This window comes from Parasphingorhabdus sp. (assembly GCF_059726685.1).
Genome location: NZ_AP041068.1, coordinates 694,805 through 707,500 on the forward strand (window position 1 = coordinate 694,805; position 12,696 = coordinate 707,500).

Sequence of the window (12,696 nt, forward strand, 5' to 3'; positions counted from 1 at the left end):
TATCAAGCATAACAGAAGGTGAGATCAAAACAAGAACAAAGTCAACTGCTATAGGCTTACCAATGAGGGCCAATATCAGGTTTTGTGCACGAATCTGAAACGAGACGGTAAAAGTTGTTGGCTTCTTTTTCGAACTGAATCATCCGGACAGAAACCCGATCGCCCGTTGAACAATATGATAGGTGTTTTGTCAGACCGAAGGCTGTCACGGCTTCGCCATCTGACAAAGTGACCGAAAGCTTTGCCACGCGGCTATATCTATCCACTCTGTGAACGCTATCGATGGATAATATAGTCGCTGTGACCTTTTGATCCGGATCAGCAAAGAACGTGAGCGGATTAAAGGCGTAAAACAGTCCACCAAGCAAGCCAATGCCTGCTGCGAGTTTTAGCGCCTTGCGCCTCCTTCGCTTTATCAGAGAAATGCTACTCCGCCGCCTCAATCGCTTCGCCATCCGACAGTGGATGTTCGATCCGCTCGACCATTTCTTTAGGACAAACCTGCCAGAAGCGTTCCCGCCAGCGGTCCCAGTCGCGCAAGATGGTCTCCGACCAATTGCTGTCTGTGGTCCGGTGATGCGCTTCGATCAGGGATTTGAGATGCTCTTCCCAATAGTCGCTGTCCAGCCGTTGCCAGATGATGCTTTCGGGATTGGCATGCTTTTCAAAATCACGGTCGAGGTCGAGGATGAAAGCCATCCCGCCGGTCATGCCAGCGCCGAAATTATTGCCGACTGCGCCGAGGATTACCGCATTGCCGCCAGTCATATATTCGCAGCCATTGGCCCCGCAGCCTTCGACGACGACATCAGCCCCACTATTGCGCACAGCGAAGCGTTCGCCAGCCTGCCCGGCGGCAAAAAGCTGACCGGATGTTGCACCGTACAGCACGGTGTTGCCGATAATCGTATTGTCCTTTGAATCCAGGGGCGAGCTGACCATCGGGCGAACGACAATCTTGCCGCCGGACAGACCCTTGCCGACATAGTCATTGGCATCACCAAAGACTTCCAGCGTGATACCCTGACACAGGAACGCACCCAGTGATTGTCCGGCACTGCCACGTAGGCGTACATGGACATGGTCCTCGTTCAGCGCAGTCATGCCATATTTGGCAGTCACCTCTGCTGAGAAACGCGTACCGACTGCGCGGTGGGTATTGCGCACCGTGTAGGTTAGCTGCATTTTCTCGCGGCGTTCAAAGACCGGCTGCGCATCGGCAATCATCTGCGCATCGAGACTGTCGGGCACTTCGTTGCGATGAGTGGGCAGGTTGAACGTACGCTCGGTATCCGGAGCGTCCACCTTGGCGAGGATGGGGTTCAGGTCGAGATCATCAAGATGCTCGGCCCCGCGGCTAACTTGCCGCAGCAATTCCGTGCGACCGATAATTTCATCCAGCGACCGGAAGCCCAGCCGTGCCAAAATCTCGCGCACTTCTTCGGCCATATAGGTCATCAGGTTGATGACTTTTTCTGGTGTGCCCGTAAATTTCTCGCGCAGCTTTTCATCCTGCACACAGACTCCGACGGGACAGGTGTTGCTGTGGCATTGCCGCACCATGATACAGCCCATGGCGACCAGGCTCAGCGTGCCGAGGCCAAATTCCTCCGCGCCCAGAATCGCGGCAATGACAATATCGCGTCCGGTTTTCAGACCGCCATCGGTGCGCAATTTCACGCGGTGCCGCAGACCGTTAAGTGTAAGCACCTGATTGGCTTCGGTGAGGCCCATTTCCCAGGGCGTTCCAGCAAATTTGATCGACGTTTGCGGCGATGCACCCGTTCCGCCAGTATTGCCCGAAATCAGGATCACATCGGCATGCGCTTTGGCAACGCCTGCCGCGATCGTGCCGATACCGGCTGCGGAGACGAGCTTCACGCAAACGCGGGCTTTCGGGTTGATCTGCTTGAGATCATAAATCAGCTGCGCGAGATCCTCGATTGAATAGATATCATGATGCGGTGGCGGGCTGATCAGCGTGACACCCGGCGTCGAATGGCGCAGCTTGGCGATAAATTCGGTGACCTTAAAGCCGGGCAACTGGCCGCCTTCACCAGGCTTGGCGCCTTGGGCGACCTTGATCTCGACCTCTTCACAGGCACCGAGATATTCTGCTGTTACGCCAAAACGGCCGGAGGCAACCTGCTTGATCGGACTCGATGCATTGTCGCCATTTTCAAACGGTGTGTAACGGCGTTTCTCTTCCCCGCCCTCACCGGAAACCGATTTCGCGCCAATGCGGTTCATTGCAATCGCGAGCGTTTCATGCGCTTCGGGGCTCAGCGCGCCGAGAGACATACCGGGCGTGTTGAAGCGTTTGCGAATTTCGGTAATCGCCTCAACCTCATCGATCGGAATGGGCTCAGGCGCATAGTTAAATTCCATCAGGTCGCGCAGATAAATGGGTTCCAGTTCTTTCACGCCCTGCGAAAACTGCAGGTAAGAGGAGTAGCTGTCATGGGCGACGGCGCTTTGCAGCAAGTGCATCAGATGCGCGCCATAGGCATGCGGCTCACCGCCATCGCGCTGTTTGTAGAATCCGCCCACGGGCAAGCGCACGACCGCCGCTTCAAACGCGGCTTCATGTTTTTCCTGCGCATTGATGAAGAGCGATGCATAGCCCTCGCCGGATATCTTGGTCGGCATGCCGGGGAACAGGTCGTTACACAAAGCGCGCGACAGGCCAACGGCTTCAAAATTATAGCCGCCGCGATAGCTGGAGATCACCGCAATGCCCATTTTGGACATGATCTTCAGCAGGCCTTCATCGACGGCCTTTTTGTGGCGGGCGATGCACTCGTCAAAAGTCAGCCCGTCAAACAGGCCGCGCGCATGGCGATCGGAAATGGCCGCTTCCGACAGATAGGCATTAACCGTCGTTGCGCCGACGCCGATTAGCACCGCATAACAATGGGTGTCGAGACATTCGGCAGCCCTTACGTTGACCGAGGCATAGGCGCGCAGTCCTTTGCGCACCAGATGCGTGTGGACCGCCGCAGTCGCGATGACCATGGAAATGGCCATATTATCTTCATCAATATTTTCATCTGTCAGGAAAATCTCGGTCTTACCCTGACGCACGGCTTGCTCGGCCTCATCGCGGATCCGGGCCAGCGCGTCACGCATGGTGATCGCGCCGCCTCTGGTCGACATGGTGCAGTCTATAACGGCGACAGCATCGCCGAAGCTGCCCTTCAGTCGCTCCCAGGCGGCGCAGCTGAGGACCGGACTGTCAAGCACCAGCACATTTTCATTCTGGCTGTCCTTCTCCAATATGTTGGCGAGGTTCGAGAAACGCGTGCGCAGGCTCATCACATGCCGTTCGCGCAGGCTGTCAATCGGCGGGTTGGTGACCTGCGAAAAATTCTGGCGGAAAAAATGGCTGACCTGACGCGGCTTCAGGCTGATAACCGCAAGCGGTGTGTCGTCGCCCATGGAGCCGATAGCTTCCTTGGCATCCTCAACCATTGGCGCAAGGATTACTTCCATATCTTCCAGCGTATGACCGGCTGCGGTCTGGCGGCGGATCAGCTCTTCCTTGGAAAAGTTCATACCCGCATCAGCTGGCGCAGGCGGCAGATCGTCCATTGTGCGAAACCCTTTTACCCTTTCGGCATAAGGCTCTTCGGATGCAATCTGGTCCTTGATCTCCTTGTCAGTGAAGACAACGCCTTCATCCAGATCGACCGCGATCATTTGACCGGGGCCAAGGCGGCCTTTGTCCACAATCTGGCTTTCGGGAACGACAACCATGCCGGTTTCCGATCCGATGATCAGCAAATTGTCAGAAGTCTTGCTGTACCGCAGTGGCCGCAGTGCATTGCGGTCCACGCCGGCCACAGCCCAGCGGCCATCGGTCATCGCCAGCGCGGCAGGACCATCCCATGGTTCCATGACACTCGCCATATATTCATACATGGCCTTGTGTGCCGGATCGATATCGGCTTCATTCTGCCAGGCTTCCGGGACCAGCATCAGCTTGGCCGTCGGCGCATCGCGGCCAGAGCGACAGATGGTTTCAAACACCGCGTCGAGGGCAGCGGTATCGGATGCACCCGCCGGGATAACCGGTTTGATATCTTCCGAGTGATCACCAAAGGCGAGACTCGCCATTTTGATCTCGTGGCTTTTCATCCAGTTCTTGTTGCCGCGGATCGTATTGACCTCGCCATTATGGGCCAGCGTCCGAAACGGCTGAGCCAGCCACCATTGCGGGAAAGTGTTGGTCGAATAGCGTTGATGGAAAATCGCGACACGGCTTTCAAACCGTTCGTCTGTCAGGTCGGGATAAAATACCGAAAGAGATTCCGCGAGGAACAGGCCCTTATAGATGATCGAGCGGCAGGACAGGCTGCAGATATAGAAGTCATGAATCTGTGCCGCGACAACTTTTTTCTCGATCCGGCGACGGATGAGGTAGAGATTTTTCTCAAATTCTGCTGCGCTTTGCCGGTCGGGCAGCGGCCCGGCAATCATGATTTGCTCAATTTCAGGCCGGGTATTTTGCGCCTTCACGCCAATGACTGACACATCTACTGGCACCTGTCGCCAGCCGTAAATTTTATACCCCGCTTCGATGATTTCCGCTTCCACAATCGTCCGGCAGGTTTCTTGCGCGCTGAGATCCGTGCGCGGCAAAAATATCATACCGACAGCTAGCCGGTTAGGCATGACCTTATGACCGCTATCGGCAATCGCATCGTCGAAGAAACGTGCGGGTAAATCGACATGCAACCCGGCTCCATCACCCGTCATGCCATCTGCATCAACCGCGCCGCGATGCCACACGGCTTTCAGCGCATCAATAGCCGACGACACCACCCGCCGCGAAGCCTTGCCATCGGTGGCGGCAACCAGACCGACACCACATGCATCGGATTCAAATTCAGGTCGGTACATGCCGGTTTCGGCAAGGCGCTTATGTTCGGGCGTTGGATAGTGGTGTGTCATATCAATTTCATTTCAGTGGGTAAGAGCATCGATTTTGCGTGCTGCTGTCTATTTGCCGTTCGCCATTTTTGCTTTGGCGTTCTTCTGCGCTTTTTCGAGCGCTTCATAATATTTCTCAAACGCGGTGTCGGAATCGACGCTCAGTTTGTTGACGAGCTCCCGGTCTTCCGCTGACCAGTTGTCGGGGTCTTCCCAATCTGTCGCATCATCTGAATTTTCAACCTCGTCCATGACTTCCTCAACCGATGCAAAGGGATCATTGCCAGGTATTTTAACGGGCGGTAGATGGGCAGTAGCCTCTTCGACCTTTTTCATTATCTCTGGCATGGCCTGCATCATTTCCGGGACCATGTTCATCATCGATTGCATCATTTCCGGATCGACAAAGACCATCATATAGTCGCGTGCGAAGGCACTGCCGGTATCGGTCGCGAAAAAGCTGTTCATCTCGTTCAGCTGGCCGACCGTGAATTTGCGCGCATAAATATTGGTCAGTGCTTCGCGAACGGCTGGTTCCATCCCGATCATCAGGTTGACCATCTCGTCCATAATTACCTTGGTCGAAATTTTGGTCCGCTCTGCGTAATGCGGGTCCATTTCGGTCGCCATTTCGGCCAGTGTCTTTTCGCCCATACCTTCAGGCATGTCGCCCCTGGCCACGCCGCCTGCACCAGCCAGGTCACCCATGCGCATGTTGCCCATGCTCATCATCATCTGGTCCATCATCTGGTCCATCGTGCCCTTCATCATCCGCTCGTAGGTACCGAGCGGGAACAGATAATCGACCGTGCTTTTGGCGGCAGAGAGACGCGCCGGATCAATGGACCCAGCTTCGCTTTCGGTTGTTGCTGTTGCATCCGCATCTTGTGCCGTGGCGGGGGTGCTGAATGCCAAAGCCAATGAACTTACGGTAAGCGCAAAGATTTTTTTCATTTTTTACTCCGAATTGGATGGGCGAAAGGGGCGCTTCAGGCGGCCTGTTTTTCCGCCTTTGCTTTTTCGCGCAAGAATTTGTGCATATGCTCGGTCACATCGCGACCGTCACGGATGCCCCATACCACAAGGCTGGCTCCGCGAACAATATCACCAGCGGCGAAAACACCATCGAGATTGGTCATCATGCTCTTGTGATCGACCCGCAACGTGCCCCAGCGGGTAACGCTGAGGTCGGGGCAGTCGAACAGGCTGGGCAGCTCTTCGGCATCAAAACCCAAAGCCTTGATGACCAGATCCGCCTCCAACTTAAACTCGCTATCGGGCTGCACCTCTGGCGCGCGCCGGCCACTGGCATCAGGGGCGCCGAGACGCATCTTCGTTGCTTTGACCGCCGTGACGTGATCCGTGCCCTCGACCGCTTTGGGGGCAGAGAGCCAAACAAAATCCACGCCCTCTTCCTCGGCATTTTTCACTTCATTCTGCGACCCTGGCATATTGGCACGATCACGGCGATAGAGGCATTTTACTGATTTCGCCCCCTGACGTACCGAGGTCCGCACGCAATCCATCGCGGTATCGCCGCCACCGATGACGACCACATTCTTGCCTTCGGCATTGAAACGGCCATTGTCGAAATCGGGTACATCATCGCCAAAGCTTTTGCGGTTTGAGGCGGTCAGAAAATCCAATGCCTCTTCGACACCAGGTGCGCCCACGCCGGGCATTTTGATTTCGCGTGCCTTGTAGACGCCCGTCGCGATCAAGATCGCATCATGTTTAGTGCGCAGCTCATCCAATGTTGCATCTTTGCCAACTTCAAAATTCTCATGAAAGTTGATGCCGCCATCTTTAAGACGCTGAATGCGCCGCATGATGACGTCTTTCTCAAGCTTGAAGCCAGGAATGCCGTAAGTCAGCAAACCACCGGCGCGATCATGGCGATCATAGATGTGAACGTCATAGCCAGCGACGCGCAGATATTCCCCGGCGGTCAGGCCAGCGGGACCGGCGCCGATAATGCCGACGGACTGGCCGCGCGATTTACCCGCAACCAGCGGTTCAACCCAGCCTTCTTCCCAGGCGGTATCAGTGATATATTTTTCTACCGCGCCGATGGTCACTGCGCCATGACCGGAAAATTCAATGACGCAATTGCCTTCACACAGACGGTCCTGCGGACAGATGCGCCCGCAAATCTCCGGCATGGTCGAAGTCAGATTCGACATTTCATAGGCTTCACGGACCCGGCCCTCGGCGGTCAGACGCAGCCAGTCCGGGATATGGTTATGCAACGGGCAATGGGTCGAGCAATAAGGCACGCCGCATTGCGAGCAGCGCGCTGCCTGTTCCGCCGCTTTTTCGGGGGCATAACGGTCGGCAATTTCATGAAAATCCTCGGCGCGCAGCGTTGGTTCGCGCTTTTCCGGATAGTTTTGCCCAGTGTTGACAAATTTCAACATGTCTAATTTTTTCGTGCCTTTTGGCATGCAGATCGCTCGTTTCTTGTATTTTTCGATTAGGGTGACCCTGCCCTCCTGAGCGGGCGTTGGGCTCGCGATAGGCGAAACCATAGGCAGAGTCACGCAAAAACAACAAAATAGGACAGTTATACTAACCTATATAACGCATTTCAGCGATTTTCTGGCTTAGGCCACAGCTATCCGCGCAATAAAAGTATCGAAACGGACCTAAATTCATCGACGACAAAATCGAATGTCGCTTCTATATGTTGATTTCCTTCACTTGTCCCGGGTCCCATCATGACATTTATTCAAATGCTGCTCCTCGCCGTTGTGCAAGGCGTAACCGAATTTTTGCCAATTTCCTCATCCGGTCACCTTATATTGCTTCCGGTTTTCACCGGCTATGCCGATCAGGGGCCGATGATAGACATTGCTGTACATGTTGGGTCTTTGCTTGCGATCATCACTTATTTTTTCAAAGACGTGCTTTCTCTCGGCAAGGGCGGCTTGGCAACCATTGGTATTGGCAAGGCAGATGCCGAGCGCCGGCTGCTGTGGTGGATTATATTCGGCACTATACCTGCTGTCATAGTGGGTTTGTTCCTGAAAACCGGCGGCTATCTGGAGGGGTTCCGCAGCACGACATTGGTGGGCATTAACTTGATTGTCTATGGCGTCCTTCTTGGCGTGGCCGACCGTGTTGGGCGGCAAGTCAAGTCGTTCGAGGACATGACCCTGAAAGACGGATTGATTGTCGGCTTGGCTCAGGCTCTGGCGCTAATTCCCGGCACAAGCCGGTCGGGTGTCACGATGACCGCTGCACGTTTTCTGGGCTATAGTCGTGTGGAGTCAGCCCGTTTTTCTTTCCTGTTGTCTATTCCGGCCGTTGCTGGCGCAGGGATTTTGATCGTGCCTGATCTCATGGATGCCAGTAGCGATCTGCTCAAAGAGGCATTGATCACCGGAGCACTGACCTTCGTGGCCGCGTTTGCCACGATGACATTCCTGATGCAGTTCCTACGCAAGGCGTCGATGATGGTCTTTGTGATCTACCGCGTAGCCATGGGCGCAGCGTTGCTGATCTGGTTTTAGCGCGGATAAGCCTAACTGGCCTTAGCGCGCGCTCCAAAGCGGCCATAAGTCGTATATTTGTCCATCCACCCCCGGGCAACGGTGGCAAGCGGTGTAGGGGTTACGTCAAAGGCTTCCAGTCCAGCCTGCCCATCAGCAACAACATTGTCCCTCTGCAGCATCTTATACTGATCGGACGTAATTGGTGCGCCGGGAAGAAAGCCGGTGCAAGTCGCCATCAGTTTCGCCGCAAAATCCGGAATCTCAAAAAAGCCGCGATCCCTCTTGGTCATGCTGGCGATCCGCCGATTGAGGTCTCCCATTGAGATAATTTCAGGCCCTCCCAGTTCAAAAGTCCGTGCTGCATAGCGCGCTGGTTTTTCCAGTGCCGCAGCCACGGCCTGCGCGACGTCGCCGACAAAAACTGGTTGGAACTTGGTGCCACCGCCAATTATCGGCACGATAGGCATCATCTGGATCATAGCAGCAAAGCGATTGATAAACTGATCTTCGCGTCCATATACAATAGACGGCCGCAGGATGATGGCGCTCGGAAACGCGTCTAGCACCGCTGCTTCGCCATCGCCTTTGCTCTTTCCATAACGCGATGGCGACTCTCTATCAGCGCCAATCGCCGACATCTGGACGAGCGCGGTGCATCCCGCTTCGGCCGCTGCCTCGGCCACGTTGCGCGCGCCGTTAACGTGCACTGCCTCAAAGTCTCCGTCTAAAATGCCAACCAGATTAATGACAGCATCGCAGCCATGGACCGCCCGCGCTACGCTGTCTTTTTTGGTAACATCAGCGCTGGCAAACTGGGTCTGGCCCAAATTTCCAAGCGGTTTGATATGCATGGCATTCTTAACATTGCGTTCGGCCACTCGCACCCGAGCACCGCGCGACAAAAGCTGCTGCGATATATAGCGACCCAAAAACCCGCCACCGCCAAAAATGCAAACCAATTGTCCGTCAAGCGTCATAGTCTAATATCCATTTCTTTCACGCAATGATCTCATTGTCTTCCCGCGCGCTTTTGCATGACGGGCGCGCGTGCGCAATATACGAATCTACTTTAATGCCGTTAGTAACATAGCATATTTCCCAAGCCCGCGCCCCGTCAGACATAAGATATCCATTATCGGCAGATGAATCATTGACAATATCGCCCTCGTGACGCTAATCGCCCGCTCCTACACCGACAACATGTCGGTTGGCCCAGATGGCGGAATTGGTAGACGCGCTAGCTTCAGGTGCTAGTATTCGCAAGGATGTGGAGGTTCGAGTCCTCTTCTGGGCACCATTTACTCATTCATCGATGTATGCAGGTGGTTGCAAAACGCCTGAAAAATTGCCAATAAGCGGCAGTTTATGGCCGCCGCTGTTCGCCCATGCTCGTCTGCACTCGCAGCATAGTAAGGGCCACATTACAACAGTAGATGAAAGTGGCCCCCCATTATGGCGTTGACCGATACAGCGATCCGGAATGCAAGGCCCGGTGAGAAGCCGAAGAAGATGTTTGATGAACGCGGTCTGTTCCTTCTGGTCCAGCCATCGGGGGGGGGGGGGGGGGGGGGGGAAGTTGTGGCGTTTGAAATATCCCTATCTCGGAAAAGAGAAGAAGCTATCGCTTGGCCGTTATCCTGATGTTTCGCTCAAGGTAGCCCGCGAAAGGCGTGAAGCGGCTGCGAAAACATTTTCATCGATTGCTAAAGACTACATCACCAAGATCGAGAAAGAAGGCCGAGCGGCTGTCACGATAAAGAAGACACGCTGGCTGCTTCCCCTTTTGAAGGCGCGGAAGCTGATTGGCCAGCGTGTTTCGCTTGAAGGAATGCGGGCTGGGTTCGATCTTCTATATATTGAGCGGATCAAGTGCCTTGAACGCAAGTAGTTTAGGCTTCAGTAGGCTATAGATTTTCGACCAAATTTAGGCCGAAAACGGACCGTCCGGTTCCAACTTAATTGGTCGCGAAAGCGGACATTCGCTAAATTGGGCATATGTTCAAATCGTTCCCGACATATATTCAAGCAGTAACGTCCCCATGATCTTGGCCAGCGTTTCGTTGGCTCTGTCCGCACCGACTATAGCCTCGGCGCTGGCTCGATATGTGTCGAGCGCTATTTGCATAGCTTCATCTTCTGCTACTTCTTCCTTTGTCTTGTCGCGTAGATAGTCAAAAACAATGCTCATCTCGCTGCCAAACTCACTGCGCATCGCATCAGTTAGCTGTTGGATTTTAGCTTTCTCCGATCCTTTTCCGGTTGTCGTAAAATCGACTTGAGTTTTCCTCATCACTTGCTTCGTGCTGGCAAGAAACAGCGCCTGTTTGTTAGGAAAATAGTGATAGAACGCGCTTTTGGAAATTCCGAGATACTCGGTAATTTTGCGTAAGCTTGCACCGGTATAGCTATATTCCGCAAAATATGCCGCCGCCCGGTTTGCCAAGTCTTCTCTATATGCGTCGTGATCAACGATTTTTGGCATTCATTACCCCATCCGATTTTATTAGTCCAAACGGTCGAAAATGATTGACATGATTTTTAATCATGGTCTAGGGGTTTTTATAGTCCATTTGGTCGATAAAATGAACGCTTTGATTTTCATCTGATAGTCAACCCATCATCAACGCAGGAAAGCAGCATGAACATTGATTGGAACATCCCGGAGTTGCGCAATGGCTGGCGGGGACAGATCGATAAAGTAATTGGGCCCGGCGCAACCACAGCTGAGAAAAACCTCCAGCTTTACGTCCCACTCGTAGCAGTTGCGCTGGTTGTCATCATTGGCTTGCAAGAAAATTACAGTTGGACCTGGGCGCAATATGCGGTTGCGGCCTTCTTTGCGCTAGACCTGGTCGGCGGGATTGCCACCAACCTGACTTCCGCGGCAAAGCGCTGGAATTTTAGACAAGGAAACGGATTTAGGCAGCATATGACTTTTGTTGGACTTCATATCGTCCAATTGACCCTGGCGAGCTATTTCTTTCTGAATTTCGACATTTTGTGGATTGCGATCATTTACGGATTTTTGATGCTATCTTGTGCGTTCATTCTGATGTTCCCGCTTTACCTGCAGCGCCCCGTATCCGGAATGGTTTTTGCCTTGGCTTTGGTGCTTTCTTTATATGTGTTCAAATCGCCGGAGCATCTAGATTGGTTTCTACCTCTCTTCTTTTTCAAACTGCTCATCAGCCATGTGGTCCAAGAAGAGCCATATCGTCCGGAGAACGAACAAATAGCTGTAAACTGAAAATCGCAGAACTAGGATTTGACGGCTTATGTGGAATTGAGCTTGGTATCCGCTTTGTGATGAACTGGCCCATATTGGGCTGTATGCGGAATGTCCGATTCTGTCGGCATTGGACGCAAAAGCGGACGTGATGAAAAGCAAAGCGGCTGGTTGGTTGTCGACCCAGAAACAATCATCTCTGATGCGTTATGATTTGAGTTTACTGAAGCCCGCTTTGCAATGAGTTCACCATCATTTCGTCTGCGACCAGTGTGGGGTTGTCCGGCAAATGTTCTACAACATGTTGTAGCCATGTTTTGATTGCTGGATGCGCTGCAGCGCTCAATGTTTCTGCCAAGCCAAACATATAGCCCCAGACCAATTGCGGGAACACGGCCAGATCAAGCATTGTCGGTTCTTCAAGACCGCCGAGAAACGGGCCATCTCCGAGATGCGCTGCCAGCTCCCCTGCCAGCCGCATTTGCATGTCAGGGATGCTCTCGGTGAGATCCATATGTTTGGCCATTGCCTGGATGAACGGAGCTTGACGCAGAGCATCGGGCCAATGGTGCCGGACCGTTTCTGAAAGCGGTGTATGAGCACTCAGAAGTGCTGCCAATCGCCACCCGCTGTGCTTGAACTGAAGGTTGTCTTCGCCGTCGATCGGATATCGAAAAATGCTCAGCAAGAAGCTGTCGCTGATCCATCGGTCAATCTCTTCAATATTTGCACGATGTTCGGCCGGACATAGAGGTTTTTCGGGAAATAGCTCGTCGAGCCAATGCGCGTGCGCGGAGGACTCCAACCGCCAATCTCCATCGATCTCCAGGACAGGAACCTGCGTTTGGCCGGTAAAGCCGATTGTCCCCTCAGGGTTGGTTGGATCGACCGGGATGTGTGTGAACTCAATATTCTTGTAGTAGAGAAAGCAACCGGTCTTCCGCACAAACGGACTGGTCGCATAGCCATAGAGTTTAATCTCGGTCATTTGCAGTCTCCTTCTCGAACTCAAAAGGGGGTTCATTTTGGTCGTCAAATGTCATT

At 53.6% G+C, this 12,696-nt stretch carries 9 protein-coding genes and 1 tRNA gene; 4 read left to right on the forward strand and 6 right to left on the reverse strand.

The features are described from left to right. Window positions 1-426: 426 nt before the first annotated feature. Genes gltB through AC6I9Z_RS03515 form a run of 3 tightly spaced genes read right to left on the reverse strand, consistent with a single transcriptional unit; the run spans window position 427 to window position 7,349 of the window. Window positions 427-4,953 (reverse strand): glutamate synthase large subunit, encoded by a 4,527-nt coding sequence (gltB, locus tag AC6I9Z_RS03505; protein WP_461456987.1) that lies wholly within the window; start codon window positions 4,951-4,953, stop codon window positions 427-429. A gap of 48 nt (window positions 4,954-5,001) precedes the next feature. Continuing rightward, window positions 5,002-5,886, reverse strand: coding sequence for a DUF2059 domain-containing protein (locus AC6I9Z_RS03510; protein ID WP_461456985.1), 885 nt, complete (start codon window positions 5,884-5,886; stop codon window positions 5,002-5,004). 35 nt (window positions 5,887-5,921) lie between these two features. Then, on the reverse strand, window positions 5,922-7,349 hold the full coding sequence (locus AC6I9Z_RS03515) for an NAD(P)-dependent oxidoreductase (RefSeq protein ID WP_461456984.1): 1,428 nt from the start codon (window positions 7,347-7,349) through the stop codon (window positions 5,922-5,924). A 300-nt stretch (window positions 7,350-7,649) separates the two neighbouring features. Between AC6I9Z_RS03515 and AC6I9Z_RS03520 the strand changes: the two genes are divergently transcribed. After that, window positions 7,650-8,444, forward strand: coding sequence for an undecaprenyl-diphosphate phosphatase (locus tag AC6I9Z_RS03520; protein ID WP_461456982.1), 795 nt, complete (start codon window positions 7,650-7,652; stop codon window positions 8,442-8,444). An 11-nt stretch (window positions 8,445-8,455) separates the two neighbouring features. Here the strand turns inward: AC6I9Z_RS03520 and AC6I9Z_RS03525 are convergent, their stop codons facing one another. Next, entirely contained in the window at window positions 8,456-9,403 is a 948-nt protein-coding gene (locus tag AC6I9Z_RS03525; protein ID WP_461456980.1) for a complex I NDUFA9 subunit family protein, read from the reverse strand. Window positions 9,404-9,636: 233 nt separating this feature from the next. On the opposite strand from AC6I9Z_RS03525, the gene AC6I9Z_RS03530 reads away from it, so the two are divergent. Both AC6I9Z_RS03530 and AC6I9Z_RS03535 read left to right on the forward strand, forming a co-directional pair. Beyond that, window positions 9,637-9,723 (forward strand) — tRNA-Leu (locus tag AC6I9Z_RS03530). A 219-nt stretch (window positions 9,724-9,942) separates the two neighbouring features. Beyond that, on the forward strand, window positions 9,943-10,314 hold the full coding sequence (locus AC6I9Z_RS03535; protein WP_497811203.1) for an integrase arm-type DNA-binding domain-containing protein: 372 nt from the start codon (window positions 9,943-9,945) through the stop codon (window positions 10,312-10,314). A 111-nt stretch (window positions 10,315-10,425) separates the two neighbouring features. Here AC6I9Z_RS03535 and AC6I9Z_RS03540 read toward each other — a convergent pair whose 3' ends face one another. Further along, entirely contained in the window at window positions 10,426-10,908 is a 483-nt protein-coding gene (locus AC6I9Z_RS03540) for a TetR/AcrR family transcriptional regulator (RefSeq protein ID WP_461458829.1), read from the reverse strand. 156 nt (window positions 10,909-11,064) lie between these two features. Between AC6I9Z_RS03540 and AC6I9Z_RS03545 the strand changes: the two genes are divergently transcribed. Then, window positions 11,065-11,673, forward strand: coding sequence for a hypothetical protein (locus AC6I9Z_RS03545; protein ID WP_461458827.1), 609 nt, complete (start codon window positions 11,065-11,067; stop codon window positions 11,671-11,673). A 199-nt stretch (window positions 11,674-11,872) separates the two neighbouring features. Here AC6I9Z_RS03545 and AC6I9Z_RS03550 read toward each other — a convergent pair whose 3' ends face one another. Then, window positions 11,873-12,640: a glutathione S-transferase family protein gene (locus AC6I9Z_RS03550; RefSeq protein ID WP_461458825.1), complete on the reverse strand. Its 768-nt coding sequence runs from the start codon at window positions 12,638-12,640 to the stop codon at window positions 11,873-11,875. Between the last annotated feature and the right edge of the window lie 56 nt (window positions 12,641-12,696).